16 protein-coding genes are annotated in these 17,591 nt (G+C 70.7%); 2 read left to right on the top strand and 14 right to left on the bottom strand.

The window, feature by feature from the left end:
- Positions 1–120: 120 nt before the first annotated feature.
- Positions 121–1,383, bottom strand: a complete 1,263-nt coding sequence (hisS, locus tag ACFWJW_RS19915) for a histidine--tRNA ligase (RefSeq protein ID WP_387242758.1) — start codon at positions 1,381–1,383, stop codon at positions 121–123.
- 11 nt (positions 1,384–1,394) lie between these two features.
- Entirely contained in the window at positions 1,395–2,138 is a 744-nt protein-coding gene (locus tag ACFWJW_RS19910; RefSeq protein ID WP_387242755.1) for an MBL fold metallo-hydrolase, read from the bottom strand.
- A 162-nt stretch (positions 2,139–2,300) separates the two neighbouring features.
- On the opposite strand from ACFWJW_RS19910, the gene ACFWJW_RS19905 reads away from it, so the two are divergent.
- Together ACFWJW_RS19905 and ACFWJW_RS19900 are read left to right on the top strand one after the other, a co-directional pair.
- Positions 2,301–3,128 (top strand): peptidylprolyl isomerase, encoded by an 828-nt coding sequence (locus tag ACFWJW_RS19905; protein WP_387242752.1) that lies wholly within the window; start codon positions 2,301–2,303, stop codon positions 3,126–3,128.
- A 249-nt stretch (positions 3,129–3,377) separates the two neighbouring features.
- A complete protein-coding gene (locus ACFWJW_RS19900; protein WP_387242749.1) occupies positions 3,378–4,607 on the top strand; it encodes a DUF349 domain-containing protein in 1,230 nt (409 codons plus the stop codon).
- Positions 4,608–4,668: 61 nt separating this feature from the next.
- On the opposite strand, the gene ACFWJW_RS19895 is transcribed toward ACFWJW_RS19900, so the two are convergent.
- From ACFWJW_RS19895 to ACFWJW_RS19840, 12 genes are all read right to left on the bottom strand, one after another.
- On the bottom strand, positions 4,669–7,299 hold the full coding sequence (locus tag ACFWJW_RS19895) for a RelA/SpoT family protein (protein ID WP_387242747.1): 2,631 nt from the start codon (positions 7,297–7,299) through the stop codon (positions 4,669–4,671).
- Positions 7,300–7,471: 172 nt separating this feature from the next.
- Positions 7,472–8,020, bottom strand: a complete 549-nt coding sequence (locus ACFWJW_RS19890) for an adenine phosphoribosyltransferase (protein WP_387242744.1) — start codon at positions 8,018–8,020, stop codon at positions 7,472–7,474.
- A complete protein-coding gene (gene secF / locus ACFWJW_RS19885; RefSeq protein WP_387242741.1) occupies positions 8,017–9,129 on the bottom strand; it encodes a protein translocase subunit SecF in 1,113 nt (370 codons plus the stop codon). The genes ACFWJW_RS19890 and secF overlap by 4 nt, the downstream gene beginning before the upstream one ends.
- Entirely contained in the window at positions 9,129–10,913 is a 1,785-nt protein-coding gene (gene secD, locus ACFWJW_RS19880; protein WP_387242738.1) for a protein translocase subunit SecD, read from the bottom strand. The genes secF and secD overlap by 1 nt, the downstream gene beginning before the upstream one ends.
- Before the next feature lie 152 nt (positions 10,914–11,065).
- Positions 11,066–11,602 (bottom strand): preprotein translocase subunit YajC, encoded by a 537-nt coding sequence (yajC, locus tag ACFWJW_RS19875; protein WP_387242735.1) that lies wholly within the window; start codon positions 11,600–11,602, stop codon positions 11,066–11,068.
- 162 nt (positions 11,603–11,764) lie between these two features.
- On the bottom strand, positions 11,765–12,856 hold the full coding sequence (gene ruvB, locus ACFWJW_RS19870) for a Holliday junction branch migration DNA helicase RuvB (protein WP_387242732.1): 1,092 nt from the start codon (positions 12,854–12,856) through the stop codon (positions 11,765–11,767).
- An 82-nt stretch (positions 12,857–12,938) separates the two neighbouring features.
- The gene (ruvA, locus tag ACFWJW_RS19865) at positions 12,939–13,559 is read right to left on the bottom strand and encodes a Holliday junction branch migration protein RuvA (RefSeq protein WP_387242729.1); all 621 of its coding nucleotides are present in this window, start codon (positions 13,557–13,559) and stop codon (positions 12,939–12,941) included.
- A complete protein-coding gene (gene ruvC, locus ACFWJW_RS19860; protein WP_387242726.1) occupies positions 13,556–14,128 on the bottom strand; it encodes a crossover junction endodeoxyribonuclease RuvC in 573 nt (190 codons plus the stop codon). Before ruvC ends, ruvA begins: the two co-directional genes overlap by 4 nt.
- 150 nt (positions 14,129–14,278) lie before the next feature.
- A complete protein-coding gene (locus tag ACFWJW_RS19855; protein WP_387242723.1) occupies positions 14,279–15,031 on the bottom strand; it encodes a YebC/PmpR family DNA-binding transcriptional regulator in 753 nt (250 codons plus the stop codon).
- 132 nt (positions 15,032–15,163) lie between these two features.
- Positions 15,164–15,757: a pyridoxal 5'-phosphate synthase glutaminase subunit PdxT gene (gene pdxT, locus ACFWJW_RS19850; protein ID WP_387242720.1), complete on the bottom strand. Its 594-nt coding sequence runs from the start codon at positions 15,755–15,757 to the stop codon at positions 15,164–15,166.
- Between the two features lie 8 nt (positions 15,758–15,765).
- The gene (gene pdxS / locus ACFWJW_RS19845) at positions 15,766–16,677 is read right to left on the bottom strand and encodes a pyridoxal 5'-phosphate synthase lyase subunit PdxS (RefSeq protein ID WP_387242717.1); all 912 of its coding nucleotides are present in this window, start codon (positions 16,675–16,677) and stop codon (positions 15,766–15,768) included.
- A gap of 143 nt (positions 16,678–16,820) precedes the next feature.
- Positions 16,821–17,366: a hypothetical protein gene (locus ACFWJW_RS19840; RefSeq protein ID WP_387242714.1), complete on the bottom strand. Its 546-nt coding sequence runs from the start codon at positions 17,364–17,366 to the stop codon at positions 16,821–16,823.
- Positions 17,367–17,591: the final 225 nt, after the last annotated feature.

The following is a 17,591-nucleotide window of genomic DNA, read 5'->3' as shown; positions in this document are numbered from 1 at the left end:
CGGGATGACGGCACCGCCGCCGTTGACACCGGGCGCCCGGCGGACGGAGGGCCCGGCACGCACGAGGGGCCCGGCCGGCCGATCGCCGTCCGGGCCCCTCGGGTCCGCCGTCCCGCGGGCTCAGCCCAGCGTGCGCCGGACCTCGTCGGCCACGGCGTCCAGCGCGACCGCGGTCTGCTCACCGCTCTCCAGGTCCTTGAGCTGGACGACGCCCTCGGCCAGGTCCCGCTCGCCGGCCACCAGCGCCAGCCGCGCGCCGGAGCGGTTGGCGGACTTCATGGCGTTCTTCAGGCCCTTGCCGCCGAACGCGAAGTCGGTGGCGACGCCGGCCCGCCGCAGCTCGGTGACCACGCCGAACAGCACCCGGCGGGCCTCCTCGCCGAGCGGCACCGCGTAGACGGCCGTGGCGGCGGGGATGTCGAGCGTGACGCCCTCCGCCTCCAGCGCCAGCACCGTGCGGTCGACGCCCAGCGCCCAGCCGACGGACGGCAGCGCGGGGCCGCCGATCATCTCCGAGAGACCGTCGTAGCGGCCGCCGCCGCCCACCGCGGACTGCGAGCCGAGGCCGTCGTGGACGAACTCGAAGGTGGTGCGGGTGTAGTAGTCCAGGCCGCGGACCAGCTTCTCGTCGTCCTCGAAGGCCACGCCCGCCGCGGTCAGCAGCTCACGCACCTGCTCGTGGTACGCCTTGCATGCCTCGCAGAGGTAGTCGCGGAGCTTGGGCGCCCCGTCGAGCTGCTTCTGTACGGACTCGCGCTTGTCGTCCAGGACGCGCAGCGGGTTGATGTCGACCCGGCGCCGGGTGTCCTCGTCCAGGTCCAGGCCGCGCAGGAAGTCCTGGAGCGCGGCCCGGTAGACGGGGCGGCACTCCTTGTCGCCCAGGGAGTTGAGCAGGATGCGGAAGTTCCGCAGCCCCAGCGCGCGGTACGCCTGGTCGGCCAGGATGATCAACTCGGCGTCCAGCGCCGGGTCTTCGGCGCCGATGGCCTCGGCACCGACCTGGGAGAAGTGGCGGTAACGGCCCTTCTGCGGACGCTCGTAGCGGTAGTACGAGCCGGAGTACCAGAGCTTGACCGGGAGGTTGCCCGCCTTGTGGAGGTTGGCCTCCAGCGCGGCGCGCAGCACGGACGCGGTGCCCTCGGGGCGCAGCGCCAGCCGGTCGCCGCCCTTGGTCTCGAAGGCGTACATCTCCTTGGTCACGATGTCGGTGGACTCACCGACACCGCGCGCGAACAGCTCGACGTTCTCGAAACCGGGCGTCTCGACATAGCCGTACCCGGAGTTCTTCAGCGGCGCGGCGATCGCCTCGCGCACCGCGAGATAGGTGGCGGACTGCGGCGGAATCAGGTCGTACGTGCCCTTGGGGGCCTTGAAGGTGCTCACGGAAGGTCTCGTCACATTCCTCGTCGTGGAGCGGCGCGGAAGCCGTCTCCGAGGCCGGCGGGCGCGGGGGTCTGGGGGTGTCCCCCAGAGGACACAGCCCGCAGGAAGGGGTTGGTGGCGCGCTCGCGGCCGATGGTGGTCTGGGGGCCGTGGCCGGACAGGACGACGGTCGAGTCCTCCAGCGGCAGGCACACACGGGCCAGCGACTGAAGGATCTCGGCGTGATCGCCGCCCGGCAGGTCGGTGCGTCCGATGGAGCCGGCGAAGAGCAGGTCGCCGGAGAAGAAGACCGGCGGAATGTCCGCCTGCTCAGGCATCCTGAACGTCACCGACCCCTTGGTATGGCCCGGGGCGTGCGCGACGGAGAACTCCATCCCGGCGAGTTCCAGGGCGGCACCGTCGCTCAGCTCCTTGACGTCGTCCGGCTCCCCCACGGTGAGTTCGCCCATGAGCTGCTGACCGATGGAGCGGCCGAGGGCCTTCTCCGGGTCGCTCATCATGAAGCGGTCCTCGGGGTGGATCCAGGCCGGGACGTCGTGCGCGCCGCACACCGGGACCACGGAGGCGACATGGTCGAGGTGGCCATGGGTGAGAACGACCGCGACGGGCTTGAGCCGATGCTTTGCGACCGCGTCCTCGACGCCTTGGGCCGCCTGGTGGCCCGGGTCGATGATGACGCACTCCTCGCCGGCGGCGGGGGCGACCAAGTAGCAATTGGTGCCCCAGGCCCCGGCGGGGAACCCGGCAATCAGCACGTTCGTCCTTAAAGGTCGGTGGTGGGGGTCGGTCCACGGGACCGCTCCCGGAACATCTCGGCAGCTCCAGAGCCTACCGGCGGGACTCCCGGCAGAGCGAACCCGTATACGGTACGGCCACGGCGACGACAGCGATCGGTGATCGGACGAAGGAGACGACCGGTGGTCAGCAGAGATCAGCGGCGGCGGCAGCTCGCCAGGGAGAAGTACGAGCGCCAGCAGCAACGGCGGTCCACGGCACAGCGGAAGACCAAACGCCGCAATGTGGTCATCGCCTCCGCCATGGCCGTCGCCCTGGCCGCCGGCGTCACCGCCTACGCCACCACCGGGCTGGCGGGCACCGGCAAGGACGCCGACCGGGCGGCCGCCCCGTCCCCCTCCAAGGCCCCGGACCCGTGCGGCAAGCCCGCCAAGGGCACGCCGTCCACCAAGACCTGGAAGAAGGAGCCGGCGATGTCCGTCGACACCTCGGCTTCCTACTCCGCGAAGCTGGCGACGACCTGCGGCACGATCGAGCTGAAGCTGGACGCCGGCAAGGCGCCGCACACGGTCAACTCCTTCGCCTTCCTGGCCGGTCAGGGCTACTTCGACCACAGCAAGTGCCACCGCCTGGTCGACCAGGGCATCTACGTCCTCCAGTGCGGCGACCCGAAGGGCACCGGCCAGGGCACGCCCGGCTACACCATCCCGGACGAGAACCTCAAGGACCCCCGGCTCAAGGGCGGCGTCTATCCGGCGGGCACGGTCGCGATGGCCAACCGCTACGACGGGCAGAGCGACAAGACCCGCGACTCCGGCGGCAGCCAGTTCTTCCTCGTCTACCAGGACAGCAAGCTGCCTCCCAACTACACACCGTTCGGCACCGTCACCGGCGGTATGGACGTGCTGAAGAAGATCGCCAAGGCCGGTTCGACGCCCGACCCGCAGACCGGCAACACCGCACCGAACGCCACCGTCGTGATCGACCGGGCAACCGTCAAAAAGTCCTGACCTGCCGGGCGACCTGGGGCGGTACGGCGGCCCAGCCACGCGAACCGCGGAATTTCGGTCGTGCTGGATGCGGACAGCCGACCGCCGGTCGCCTAGATTGGCGTTGGGTAGGGTGCCTGCTCCGACGGCTGCCACCCTCACCCGCAATTCAGCCCGTCGGACCGGTCAGGGCGCGGCTCTGCCGGACAGAAACTGTGGACGATGCCGGGGGGCCGCACGCCCCCGTCGGCATCATGTGGAGGAGGCGCTGTGAGCAGCGACCCATGGGGCCGCGTCGACGAGACGGGGACCGTGTACGTGCGTACCGCCGATGGCGAGCAGGTCGTCGGATCGTGGCAGGCGGGAACTCCCGAGGAGGCCCTCGCCTACTTCGAGCGCAAGTATGAGGGCCTGGTCGTCGAGATCGGCCTCCTCGAGCGCCGGGTCAAGACCACCGACCTGTCGGCGAAGGACGCCACGACCGCGATCGAGCATCTGCGCACCCAGGTCGACGAACACCACGCGGTGGGCGATCTGGACGCGCTGAAGAAGCGGCTCGACAAGCTCGTCGAGGCCGTCGAATCGCGCCGCGAGGAGCGCAAGGCACAGAAGGCACGGCAGAGCCACGAGGCCCGGGAGGCCAAGGAGAAGCTGGTCGCCGAGGCCGAGGAGCTGGCCGCCAGCGAGCAGTGGCGGGCGGCCGGTGAACGTCTGCGCGCGCTGGTCGACACCTGGAAGGGCCTGCCGCGGCTCGACCGCAAGGCGGACGACGAACTCTGGCACCGCTTCTCGCACGCCCGCTCGGCGTTCTCCAAGCGGCGCAAGGCGCACTTCGCGTCGCTGGACGCGCAGCGCGAGGAGTCCCGTAAGGCGAAGGAGAAGCTGGTCGCCGAGGCCGAGGCGCTGTCGAACTCGACGGACTGGGGGGCCACCGCGGCCCGCTACCGCGAGCTGATGGCGGACTGGAAGGCGGCCGGACGCGCCCAGCGTGAGCACGAGGACGATCTGTGGAACCGCTTCCGCGGCGCCCAGGACGTCTTCTTCCAGGCGCGCGGTGAGGTCTTCGCGGAGCGCGATGCCGAGCAGCGGGAGAATCTGACCCGCAAGGAGGAGCTGGCCGTCGAGGCCGAGAAGCTGCTCCCGGTCTCGGACCTGAAGGCCGCGCGGGCCGCGTTCCGCTCGATCAACGAGCGGTGGGAGGCCATCGGCCATGTGCCGCGGGACGCCCGCCCGAAGATCGAGGGCCGGATGCACGCCGTCGAGCGGGCCATCCAGGAGGCCGAGGAGAGCGAGTGGCGCCGGACGAACCCTGAGGCCCGGGCCCGCGCCGCGGGTCTGACCGGCCAGCTCCAGGACGCGGTCGACAAGCTGGAGAAGCAGATCGACACGGCACGGGCGGCGGGCAACAACGCCAAGGCCGACAAGCTCGGCCGGGAGCTGGAGGGCCGCAAGGCGCTGCTGGACCAGGCACTCAGGGGCCTGGAGGAGTTCGGCGGTTAGCGCGGAACAGCAGGCGGCCCCGGTACGGAATCCGTACCGGGGCCGCCTGCTGTGTACGCCGTTACGGCCTGCGGGCCGACGTCACCCGGTAGACGTCGTACACGCCCTCCACGCTCCGCACGGCCTTCAGGACGTGCCCCAGGTGCTTGGGGTCGCCCATCTCGAAGGTGAAGCGGGAGGTGGCGACGCGGTCGCGGGAGGTCTGGACGGCGGCCGACAGGATGTTGACGTGCTGGTCGGACAGGATGCGGGTGACGTCCGACAGCAGCCGGGAGCGGTCCAGCGCCTCGACCTGGATCGCGACCAGGAAGACCGAGGACTGGGTGGGCGCCCATTCGACGTCGAGTATCCGCTCCGGCTGCCGGGACAGCGAGTCGACGTTGACGCAGTCGGCGCGGTGCACCGAGACGCCGTTGCCGCGGGTGACGAAGCCGATGATGGGGTCACCCGGCACCGGCGTACAGCAGCGGGCCAGCTTGACCCACACATCGTCGACGCCCTTGACGACCACCCCGGGGTCGGCGCTGGAACGGCGCTTGGAACGCGGCCGGATCGGCGTCGACTCGGCGATGTCCTCGGTGGCCTCGTCCTGGCCGCCGAGCGCCTGCACCAGCTTCTGGACGACGCTCTGCGCGGCGACATGGCCCTCGCCGATGGCGGCGTAGAGCGAGGAGATGTCGGGGTAGCGCATCTCGTGCGCGAGGGTGACCAGGGAGTCGCCGGTCAGGATCCGCTGGATCGGCAGGTTCTGCTTGCGCATGGCGCGCGCGATGGAGTCCTTGCCCTGCTCGATGGCCTCGTCGCGGCGCTCCTTGGAGAACCAGCCGCGGATCTTGTTGCGGGCCCGCGGGGACTTGACGAAGCCGAGCCAGTCGCGGGACGGTCCGGCGCCCGGCGCCTTGGAGGTGAAGACCTCGACCAAGTCGCCGTTGTCCAGGGTCGATTCGAGCGGGACGAGGCGCCCGTTGACCCGCGCCCCTATCGTGCGGTGGCCGACCTCGGTGTGCACCGCGTACGCGAAGTCGACGGGGGTGGCACCGGCCGGCAGCGCTATGACATCGCCCTTGGGGGTGAAGACGAAGACCTCGTTGCGGGACAGGTCGAAGCGCAGCGACTCCAGGAACTCGCCGGGGTCCTCGGTCTCCTTCTGCCAGTCGAGCAACTGCCGCAGCCAGGCCATGTCGTTGACGGTGTCCTGGCCCTTGCCGGCGTTCTTCGGTACGTCCGTGCGGATCTTGGAGGCGCCGGCGACCGCTTCCTGCTTGTACTTCCAGTGCGCGGCGATGCCGTACTCGGCACGGCGGTGCATGTCGAACGTACGGATCTGGAGCTCAACGGGCTTGCCGCTGGGGCCGATCACGGTCGTGTGCAGCGACTGGTACATGTTGAACTTCGGCATCGCGATGTAGTCCTTGAACCGGCCGGGGACCGGGTTCCATCGCGCGTGGATGGTGCCGAGCGCGGCGTAGCAGTCGCGGACGGTGTCGACGAGGACGCGGATGCCCACCAGGTCGTAGATCTCGGCGAAGTCGCGGCCGCGCACGATCATCTTCTGGTAGACGCTGTAGTAGTGCTTCGGGCGGCCGGTGACGGTGGCCTTGATCCGGGCGGACCGCAGATCGGCCTGGACCTCGTCGGTCACTATGGCCAGGTACTCGTCCCGCTTGGGCGCCCGCTCGGCGACCAGCCGCACGATCTCGTCGTACATCTTGGGGTAGAGGATCGCGAAGGCGAGGTCCTCCAGCTCCCACTTGATGGTGTTCATGCCCAGGCGGTGGGCGAGCGGAGCGTAGATCTCCAGCGTCTCGCGGGCCTTCTTCTCCTGCTTCTCCCGCTTGAGGTAGCGCATGGTGCGCATGTTGTGCAGCCGGTCGGCGAGCTTGATGACCAGGACGCGCGGGTCCTTGGCCATCGCGACGACCATCTTGCGGACGGTCTCGGCCTGCGCGGCCTCGCCGAACTTGACCTTGTCCAGCTTGGTGACGCCGTCGACCAGCAGCGCGACCTGGTCGCCGAAGTCGCGGCGCAGGGTGTCCAGGCCGTACTCGGTGTCCTCGACGGTGTCGTGCAGCAGGCCCGCCATCAGCGTGGCCGGGTCCATGCCCAGCTCGGCGAGGATGGTCGTCACCGCGAGCGGGTGGGTGATGTACGGGTCGCCGCTCTTGCGCTTCTGGCCGCGGTGCCAGCGCTCGGCGACCTGGTAGGCCCGCTCGACCTGGCGCAGCGTCGCGGTCTCGATCTTGGGGTCGTTGCCGCGGACGGCCCGCAGCAGCGGCTCCAGGACCGGGTTGTACGGGCTGGAGCGCTGGACGCCCAGCCGGGCCAGTCGGGCCCGTACCCGGTTCGGGGAGCCGGAGCGGCCGGCGGGGGCGGGCGGCAGCGGCTTGGTGGCGGCGGGCTGGTCGGCCTTGGCGGGCGGCTTCGGCGCCCGGGACGGCGCGGAGGCCGGCTGGGACGAGGAGGCGGCGGGCCCCGGCTTGGGCGCCGTACTGGGCCGCTCGGCGGGCGCCGGGGACGCGGAGGTCGGGCCGGCCGGCGGCCGGGGCGTGGCGGTGCCGTCGGGCGCACCCTGCCGCTCGGGCTGGGGCGCGTCCGAGGAAGCCACGTCCGTGGGCTTCGGCTCGTCCGGGCGCGCGGCGTCGGATCCCGTCGGACGCAGTCCGGGGGAGAGCGGCTGGGCCTCGTCTGGCAAGAGCACTCCTCAGGCGGTTCCGGACCCCAGAACCTCTAACGGGTCGGGGTGCCATGGTATCGACCCCTCGGCCGCGACTCCCCCGCGGCCATGGGTCCGTACATGACACAGCAGCGGGGGCACCCGGATTCTTCCGGCTGCCCCCGCTGCGGAACCGCTGCCCGCGACCGGCTCAGACCGTGATCAGGGCCTCCAGCGGAGCGCCCTTGAGCCCCGGCTCCAGCCGCTGCCGCCCGGCCAGGAAGCCGAGCTCCAGCAGCACGGCCAGGCCCGCGACCTCGGCGCCCGCGCGGCGGATGAGCTGAAGCGAGGCGTCGGCGGTCCCGCCGGTGGCGAGGACGTCATCGATCACCAGCACCCGGTCGCCCGGGGTCAGCGCATCGGTGTGGATCTCGATCTCGGCGGTGCCGTACTCCAGCTCGTAGGACTGCCCGAGCGTCGCGCCGGGCAGCTTGCCCGCCTTGCGGACGGGGACGAAGCCGACGCCGGCCCGGACCGCGACCGGAGCGGCGAGTATGAACCCGCGCGCCTCCAGGCCCACGATCTTGTCCACCCGGTGCCGTCCGCACAGCTCGGCGAATGCCTCGGTCAGCGCGCCGAAGGCGGCCGGATCGGCCAGCAGCGGGGTGATGTCCTTGAACATCACCCCCGGCTGCGGGTGGTCGGGGATGTCCGTGATCCGGCTGAGCAGAAGCTCGCGCAGCTCTGCCGGGGCGCTCATCGGCGCTTCCCCGAGGGGCGGCCGCGTCCGCGGTTACGGGAGGCGGGCTGGTGGCGCGGTCCGACGACCGCGGCACCGTCCGCGGCGTCCGCCGGGGCGGGGGCCGACTCCTCGGTGTCCTCCTGGCTCGCCTCCTTGGCGGCGGCCGCGGCGCGCTTCGCCTTCACCCGCTTGGCCAGCGCCTTCATCTGCGGCTCGCGGTTCTTCAGGTCGGCGACCAGCGGCGTCGCGATGAAGATCGACGAGTACGCACCGGCGGCGAGGCCGACGAACAGGGCCAGCGAGATGTCGTTGAGCATGCCCGCGCCCAGGAAACCGCCGCCGACGAACAGCAGACCGGCGACCGGGAGCAGCGCCACGACCGTGGTGTTGATCGACCGCACCAGGGTGCTGTTGATCGAGCGGTTGGCGATCTCGCTGTACGTGAAGCGGGTCTGCTTGGTGAGGTCCTTGGAGGCTTCCTTGAGGCTGTCGAAGACGACGACCGTGTCGTACAGGGAGTAACCGAGGATGGTCAGCAGACCGATGACCGTGCCGGGCGTGACCTCGAAGCCGACCAGGGCGTAGACACCGACCGTGATCGTGAGGTCGTGGATCAGCGCGATCAGGGCGGCGAGCGCCATCCGCCACTCGAAGGCGATCGCCAGGTAGAGCACCACGAGGACCATGAAGATCCCCAGGCCCAGCCATGCCTTGTTGGCGATCTCCTCACCCCAGCTCGGGCCGACCAACTGGGTGTTGACGTCCTTGACCGGGATGTTCAGGTCCTTGGCGAGCTCTTCCTGGACCGGCACCGCCTGCTTGGTGTCCAGGCCGCTGATCTGGATGCGCACCGAACCGCCGCCGAGCTTCTGCACGACGGCCTGGTGGCCGCCCGCCGCCGACTCGGCCTGGCTCTGGACCTGCGAGGTGGAGACGGAGGTCTTCGCGGTGAAGACCGCGCCGCCGGAGAACTCGATGCCCATGTTCAGGCCGCGCACCGCCAGGCCGACGATGGCCGTGATGGTGATGAGGATCGAGATGCCGTACCAGATCTTCCGCTTGCCGATGAAGTCGTAGCCGACCTCGCCGCGGTAGAGCCGGGCGCCGATGTTTCCGAGCTTGGACATCACGCCTCCTTCGTCTGGGTGGGGGCGGCGCCGCGACGACGGCGCAGCGGCGGCTTGGCGCCCAGGCGCTTGGGATCGAGACCGGACCAGGGGTGCCCGTCGGCGAAGAACTTCCGCTGGGCCAGCATCGTCATCAGCGGCTTGGTGAAGTAGAAGACCACGATGACGTCGAGGACGGTGGTCAGGCCGAGCGTGAACGCGAAGCCCTTCACCTTGCCGACGGTGACGATGAACAGCACCGCGGCGGCCAGGAACGACACGAAGTCGGAGACCAGGATCGTACGGCGGGCGCGGGGCCAGCCGCGCTCGACGGCCGGGCGCAGGGTGCGGCCCTCGCGGATCTCGTCCCGGACGCGTTCGAAGTAGACGATGAACGAGTCGGCGGTGATACCGATGGCCACGATGGCGCCGCAGACCGCCGGGAGGTTCAGCGCGAACCCGATGGTCGGGCCGAGCAACGTCATGATCGTGTACGTCAGGATCGCCGAGACCAGGAGGCTCGCCAGCGCGACCAGCGCCAGCCCCCGGTAGTAGGCGACGAGGTAGACCACGACCAGTGCGAGGCCGATGGCGCCGGCGATCAGACCGGCGTGCAGCTGCTCGCCACCGAGCGCCGCGGTGACCGTGGTCTCGTCGTCGATCTTGAAGGAGAGCGGCAGGGAGCCGTAGGACAGCATGTTGCCCAGGTCCTCGGCGGACTGCTGGGTGAAGCCACCGGAGATCGTGGCGTTGCCACCGTTGATCGCGTTGCTGACCGACGGGGCGGAGACCACCGCGCCGTCCAGCACGATCCCGAACTGGTTCTGCGGCGGCGCCTTGGCGGCCAGCTTGCCGGTGACGTCCGCGAACTTCTTGCCGCCCTCGGAGGTGAAGTCCATCTGGACGATCCAGCCCTGGCCACCCTGGCTGTCGAAGACGGCCTTGGCGTCGCTGACGTCCGTGCCCTCGACGCCGACCGGGCCGAGCACGTACTTCTGCGCGCCGTCGTCCTTGCACGCCACGACCGGGTCGGACGGCTTGGCGTTCGCGGCCTTCTCACCGGCGGCGGCGCGGCTCTGCTTGGTGGAGCAGTCCAGCGCGTTGAGCTGCTTCTGGAGGGCCGGCGGGATGTCCGCGCCGGGCGTCGGCGGCACCGCGGGGGTGGAGGGCTTGGCCGGGCCGGAGGGGGTGGGCTTGGCGGACGGTGCCTTCTTCAGCGCGTCCGTCACCGCCCGGCCCTGCGTCGTCGGCTTGGCGTTCGGCGACTGCGAGGCCGAGGCGCTCTGCTGGGCGCCCGGCTGGTCCTTGGCCGGGTCACCCGCGGCCTTGTCGCCCTTGGCCTTGCCGTTCGCGCCGCCCTTGGAGGGGCTGGGCTTGGGCTCGGGGGTCTTGGTGCCCGCCGTGGTGGTGAGCACCGGCCGGAACCCGAGCTTGGCGGTGGTGCCGACCTGCTGGCGGGCCTGCTTCGCGTCCGTCCCCTTGGGGATGTTCACGATGATGTGGTCGGTGCCCTGCGTCTGGACCTCGGCCTCGGACACACCGAGACCGTTGACCCGCCGCTCCATGATGCCGGCGGCGGTTTTCATGTTGGTCTCGTTGATCGCGTTGGGCTTGCCCGGCTGGTTCTGCGCCGCCAGCGTGAAGCTGGTGCCGCCTGCCAGGTCGATGCCCAGCCGCGGCGTCATCGTGCCGGAGTAGAACATCCCTCCGATCAGCCCCGCCATGGCGATGAGGACCAGGAGCAGGGTGCGGCCCGGATGCCCCTGGCTCGCGGGCGCCCTGCGGCCCTTCTTCGGTGCTGCCACCTTCTCGTATCTCCCTGTCCAACCCCTCGGACCGGGATGCCGGCCGAGGGGCCACGAAGTCTTGTGGGGACGTGCCCCCGCCGGAGCCTAGACCGTCCCGGAACCGCGGTGCACGACACACCACGCGTGCTCCGCGGTTCCGTGGGGGTGGACTACTTCGCGTCGTCGCCGGACTTCTTGTCGTCCTTCGCGGCGTCGGTGTCCGCCTTGACGGTGTCCTTGGCCTCGTCGGCGGGCTTGGCGTCCTTGGCCTCGTCGGCGGGCTGGTCCGCGGCGGGCTCGGCGTCGGCCGGGGCGGCGGTCTTGCCCAGGTCGATCTTGTCGCCCTTCTCGGCCCCGGCGGCGGTGTCGCCGGTCAGCGAGGAGGCGTCGTCCGGGACGATCGGCTCGCCATGGTGGATCGGGTCGGCACCGTCCAGGATGCGGTTGTACTCCTCGTCCGCCAGCACGGCGCCGATGGCGTTCTTGGCGTAGATGGCGTGCACGCCGGGGGCGACCTCCAGGAGGACGGTGTCCTCGTGGACTTCCTTGACGGTGGCGTACATGCCACCGATGGTCCGGATGCCGGTGCCGGCCTGCATTTCATTGCGCATCTGCGCGGCCGCCTGCTGCTTCTTCTTGGCAGACCGAGTCATCAGGAACATGGCCCCGATGAGGACGATGAAGGGGAGGAGAGTCACGATATTCACGGGACGGAAATTCCTTCGCACGACCGCTGATGCGCGATCTCATATACGGGGGTGGGAATGCCGCCCATACGAACGGCATCGGCGGAGTCTAGGCGAGTCCCCACCAGTGGAACAACGCACAGCATCCCACCGCAGTTCCTGACCGGGCGAGTCCCCGCGCCGTCACGCCCCGAACAAGCCCTGCTGGCCGCCGGTGCCCGCCTGCTGCCGCGGCGGGACGAGCTCCAGATGGTCCCAGGCCGCCGGGGTCGCGATCCGGCCCCTGGGGGTCCTGGCCAGCAGTCCTTCCCGTACGAGGAACGGCTCGGCGACCTCCTCGACGGTCTCCCGCTCCTCCCCCACCGCGACCGCGAGGGTGGACAGGCCCACCGGGCCGCCGCCGAACAGCTTGAGCAGGGCCGTGAGCACCGCCCGGTCGAGGCGGTCCAGGCCGCGGGCGTCGACCTCGTAGACCCCGAGGGCCTGGGAGGCGATCTCGCGGGTGATCACGCCGTCGGCCTTCACCTGGGCGTAGTCCCGGACCCGGCGCAGCAGACGGTTGGCGATACGGGGCGTGCCGCGGGAGCGGCCGGCGATCTCGGCGGCGCCCTCGGGTTCTATGTCGACGTCCAGCAGCCCGGCGGAGCGGTGGATGACCCGCTGTAGCTCGGCGGGGGCGTAGAACTCCATATGGGCGGTGAAACCGAAGCGGTCGCGCAGCGGGGGCGGCAGCAGACCGGCCCTGGTCGTGGCCCCGACCAGGGTGAACGGGGGGAGTTCGAGCGGGATGGCGGTGGCGCCCGGGCCCTTGCCGACGATCACGTCGACGCGGAAGTCCTCCATCGCCATGTAGAGCATTTCCTCGGCGGGCCGGGACATCCGGTGGATCTCGTCGAGGAAGAGGACCTCGCCCTCCTGGAGGGAGGAGAGGATCGCGGCGAGATCACCGGCGTGCTGGATGGCGGGGCCGGAGGTGATGCGGATCGGGGCGCCCATCTCGGCGGCGATGATCATCGAGAGGGTGGTCTTGCCGAGGCCCGGCGCCCCGGACAGCAGGACGTGGTCGGCGGTGGCGCCGCGGGCGCGGGCGGCGCGCAGCACCAGGTCGAGCTGTTCGCGCACCCGCTCCTGGCCGACGAATTCCTCGAGGTCCTTGGGCCGCAGCGCGGCCTCGACGGCGGTGTCCTCACCGTCCGCGTCGGCCCCGACCAGCCGGTCGGGCGCGCCCGTGGCGGGGTCCTCGGTGGTGGGCGGTGCGGTGTCGTCCCAGTTCACTGCGGTGTGCCTCGCGGGGTCGGGGCGGCCGGGCCGCCTGCGTGGTCGAACGGTCGGGGGCGCGGGGCCCGGAGGGCGGCGGTCACCGTGCGCGGTTCAGGGTCTGGAGGGCGGCCTTGAGCAGCTGCGGCACCTGGGGGGCTCCGCCGTCGGCGACGGCCGCCTCGGCCTGCGGGGCGACCGCGGCGACCGCTTCGTCCGCCTCGCGGGTGGCGTAGCCGAGGCCGATCAGGGCGGCGTGCAGCTGGTCGCGCCAGCCGGGGGTGACGGCGCTGCCGATGCCCGCCCGGCCGGTGCCCACCGGCTCCCCCAGCCGGTCCTTGAGCTCCAGGAGCAGCTTCTGCGCGCCCTTCTTGCCGATGCCGGGCACGGCGGTGAGCGCCTTCTCGTCACCGGTGGCGACGGCCAGCCGCAGGGCGTCCGGGGAGTGCACCGCGAGCATCGCCTGGGCGAGCCGGGGTCCGACGCCGCTGGCGGTCTGGAGCAGCTCGAAGGTCTGCCGCTCGTCGTCGTCGGCGAAGCCGTAGAGGGTGAGCGAGTCCTCGCGGACGACGAGGGAGGTGGCGAGCTTGGCCTGCTGTCCGATGCGCAGGCCGGAGAGGGTGTCCGGGGTGCACTGGACGGCCATGCCGATACCGCCGACCTCGACGACGGCGGAGTCCGGTGCGAGGGCCGCGACCGGGCCGGAGACGAAGGCGATCATCGGGTGCCCTTCTGGGGTGTCGCCCGGCGGACGCCGGGAGCGCGGACGGGGGCGGCGCGGCGGGCCGCGGCATGCGCCTGCTGGAGGCGGTTGACCGCGGGGGCGCGCCAGATGTGACAGATGGCGAGGGCGAGGGCATCGGCGGCGTCGGCCGGCTTCGGTGGCGCGTCGAGCCGCAACAGACGGGTCACCATCGCGCCGACCTGGGCCTTGTCGGCCCGGCCCGAGCCCGTGACGGCGGCCTTGACCTCGCTGGGGGTGTGCAGCGCGACCGGCAGCCCACGACGGGCCGCGCACAGCATGGCGACCGCGCTGGCCTGGGCGGTGCCCATGACCGTACGGACGTTGTGCTGGCTGAAGACCCGCTCCACGGCGACGAATTCGGGCCGGTGCTCGTCGAGCCAGGCGTCTATCCCGCGCTCGATCTCGACCAGGCGCTGGGCGATCTCGGCGTCCGCGGGGGTACGGACGACGCCGACGCCGACCATCGTCAGCGGCCGGCCGGCGACGCCGTCGACCACCCCGACCCCGCAGCGTGTCAGCCCCGGGTCCACCCCCAGCACCTTCATCGGTCCCCGCCCCTCGCCTATCGGTCAGCTGTGCCTGTCTCGGAAGCGCATGCCCCCTGATCAGCACAGTAGTGGCTGCCACTGACAAACCGACGGGCCGGCGGGGTGTGTCCCCGCCGGCCCGTCAGACGACCGAGTGTGCCGCGCCGGTCAGGCGTCGACCTTGGCCATCGTCTCGTCCGAGACGTCGAAGTTGGCGAAGACGTTCTGCACGTCGTCGCTGTCCTCCAGCGCGTCGATCAGCTTGAAGATCTTGCGCGCGCCCTCTTCCTCCAGCTCGACCTGCATGGTCGGGACGAAGTTGGCGTCGGCAGAGTCGTAGTCGATGCCGGACTCCTGGAGGGCCGTGCGGACCGCGACCAGGTCGGTGGCCTCGCTGAGCACCTCGAAGGACTCGCCGAGGTCGTTGACCTCTTCGGCTCCCGCGTCCAGGACCGCGCCCAGGACGTCGTCCTCGGACAGTTCACCCTTGGGGACGATCACCACGCCCTTGCGGTTGAACAGGTACGACACCGAACCCGGGTCGGCCATCGAACCGCCGTTGCGGGTCATGGCGACGCGGACGTCCGAGGCGGCACGGTTGCGGTTGTCGGTGAGGCACTCGATGAGCACCGCGACACCGTTGGGGCCGTAACCCTCGTACATGATGGTCTCGTAGTCGGCGCCGCCGGCCTCAAGACCCGCACCGCGCTTGACCGCGGAGTCGATGTTCTTGTTGGGCACCGAGCTCTTCTTGGCCTTCTGGATGGCGTCGAAGAGGGTCGGGTTGCCGTCCACATCGGCGCCGCCGGTACGGGCCGCGACCTCGATGTTCTTGATCAGCTTCGCGAAGAGCTTGCCGCGCTTGGCATCGATCACGGCCTTCTTGTGCTTCGTCGTAGCCCATTTAGAGTGGCCGGACATCCGCCTGTCTCCTTCGCGTAACCAACGTCTGAAACGAACGTCTCAGATCCTACCGGGGCCGGGTCACACGGTGTCACTCCCGCCCGTCACCCGGCCACGACCGTGATCAAGCGCCGTGGCCCGCCCCTGGGATCATTTCCGGGCCCGCCGCACCATGTCCACGAACAGGGCGTGGACCCGGTGGTCGCCGGTGAGCTCCGGGTGGAAAGACGTGGCGAGGACGTTACCCTGCCGCACGGCCACGGTGTGCCCGTCGTACGTCGCCAGGACCTCGACCGCACCACCGACCGACTCGACCCAGGGCGCCCGGATGAAGACGCCCTCGACCGGTCCGCCGGGAATCCCGGCGACGTCGATGGCCGCCTCGAACGATTCGTTCTGCCGCCCGAAGGCGTTACGGCGCACGATCATGTCGATGCCGCCGAACGTCTCCTGGTCCTCACGGGCGTCCAGCAGTTTGTCGGCGACCATGATCATGCCGGCGCAGGTGCCGTAGACCGGCTTGCCCGCGCGGACGAAGGCGCGCAGCGGCTCCAGCATGCCGAAGACGACCGCCAGCTTGGACATCGTGGTGGACTCGCCGCCCGGGATGACCAGGCCGTCGATCTCGTCCAGTTCCTCGGGACGGCGTACCGGCCTGGCCAGGGCGTCCGCCTCGGCGAGCACGGTGAGGTGCTCGCGGACGTCGCCCTGGAGAGCCAGCACACCGATGGTGGGGGTGCTCATCCGGTGTCCTACCAGCCGCGGTTGGCGTAGCGCTCGGCCTCGGGGAGGGTGTCGCAGTTGATGCCGACCATGGCCTCGCCCAGGTTGCGGGAGACGTCCGCGATCACCTTCGGGTCGTCGTAGAAGGTGGTGGCCTTCACGATCGCGGCGGCGCGCTTGGCGGGGTCACCGGACTTGAAGATGCCGGAGCCGACGAACACGCCCTCGGCACCGAGCTGACGCATCAGCGCGGCGTCGGCCGGGGTGGCGACACCACCGGCGGAGAACAGCACGACCGGCAGCTTGCCGAGCTCGGCGACCTCCTTGACCAGCTCGTACGGGGCACGCAGCTCCTTGGCGGCGGCGAACAGCTCGTTGTTGTCGTAGCCGCGCAGCCGAGCGATCTCGCCCTTGATCTGGCGCATGTGGCGCACCGCCTCGACGACGTTGCCGGTACCGGCCTCCCCCTTCGAGCGGATCATGGCCGCACCCTCGGTGATCCGGCGCAGCGCCTCACCCAGGTTGGTGGCACCACACACGAAGGGGGTGGTGAAGGCCCACTTGTCGGAGTGGTTGACCTCGTCGGCCGGGGTGAGGACCTCGGACTCGTCGATGTAGTCGACGCCGAGCGACTGGAGGACCTGCGCCTCGACGAAGTGGCCGATCCGGGACTTGGCCATGACCGGGATGGAGACGGCGTTGATGATGCCGTCGATCATGTCGGGGTCCGACATCCGGGCCACGCCACCGTCCTTGCGGATGTCGGCGGGGACCCGCTCCAGGGCCATGACGGCGACGGCGCCCGCGTCCTCGGCGATCTTCGCCTCTTCCGGCGTGACGACGTCCATGATCACGCCGCCCTTGAGCTGCTCGGCCATCCCGCGCTTGACGCGCGCGGTTCCGGTCTCGGGGTTCTGGGACGTGGTGGGCGTGCTGGACACGGTTTGACCTCACTCAGTGCGGGTGGCTGTACTGCTGCGCTCACACAACCGTTTGTGAGCGGACCGGGAAAAGGGCCAATTAGAGGTCAGTGGCTCGTCACCGCTGGGAGTCGCAGCCGCCCGCTCGCGGCTCGCGGCCAGGCTCAGTTCCCGGCCGAGCGATCGTCCAGAACGGCCGGCGGCTCATCGTCCATCTCGAAGGCCAGCGGGAACGGCGCATGACCGGCCAGCCGAAAATACCGCACCACCCGGTGGCGACGAACGGCGCGGGCGGCCCGTACGGCGTCGTTGTGAAAGCGCCGCGCCATCGGGACCCGGCGCACCGCGGCGGTGAGCTCGGCGACCGTCTGCTCACCCCCCGGCGCCTCCCGTACGGCCTCCAGCTGCGCCTCCTCCGCGAAGATCGCCCGCAGCGCCTGGCTCAGCTCACTCTCCGCGACCTCCCGGTGGTCCTCCTCGGCCTGCCGCGCCTCGTGCGCGGCCTGGTAGAGGACGATCGAGGCGGCCGGATCAAGGACCCCCGACGTCCCCACCTCCTGCGCGACGGACGCCCGTCGCAGCAGCTGAGCATCGAGCGCCGCCCTGGCCGCGTCGATACGGGCGTGCAGCCGGTCGAGGCGGCCGGCCGTCCAGCTGAGGTAGATACCGATGAGGACGATCGCGAGGGCGATCCAGATGAGCGTGGTCACGGTCGGTTACGGTATCCCACGTTTTTGTCTTTCCCGCCGTGGTGGTTGCTCGCCGTTTATTGCCCGCTTACGCGGTGCCCCCGCCGTTGCGCCAAGCGCTGCGCTTTGCCTCGGCCGGCGTTTGTGGCTTCCCCGCCGTTGCGCCTGCGGCGGGCGGTGCCGCTGCGCGGGGCTGTCGGGTGCGGTGACGGGCCTCCGCGGGTGGGGTGTGCCGGACTGCTTCGC

This window comes from Streptomyces sp. NPDC127097, assembly GCF_042724075.1.
Classification (GTDB): Bacteria; Actinomycetota; Actinomycetes; order Streptomycetales; family Streptomycetaceae; genus Streptomyces.
The sequence above is the reverse complement of the archived record's forward strand: the minus strand, read 5'-3'. Positions and strand labels throughout refer to the sequence as shown.

Bases quoted from the DNA above. Each gene is read 5' to 3' on its own strand.
- ACFWJW_RS19890 (WP_387242744.1), bottom strand. From the start codon at position 8,020: ATGAGCGCCCCGGCAGAGCTGCGCGAGCTTCTGCTCAGCCGGATCACG.
- secF (WP_387242741.1), bottom strand. From the start codon at position 9,129: ATGTCCAAGCTCGGAAACATCGGCGCCCGGCTCTACCGCGGCGAGGTC.
- ruvA (WP_387242729.1), bottom strand. From the start codon at position 13,559: ATGATCGCCTTCGTCTCCGGCCCGGTCGCGGCCCTCGCACCGGACTCC.
- ruvC (WP_387242726.1), bottom strand. From the start codon at position 14,128: ATGAAGGTGCTGGGGGTGGACCCGGGGCTGACACGCTGCGGGGTCGGG.
- ACFWJW_RS19855 (WP_387242723.1), bottom strand. From the start codon at position 15,031: ATGTCCGGCCACTCTAAATGGGCTACGACGAAGCACAAGAAGGCCGTG.
- pdxT (WP_387242720.1), bottom strand. From the start codon at position 15,757: ATGAGCACCCCCACCATCGGTGTGCTGGCTCTCCAGGGCGACGTCCGC.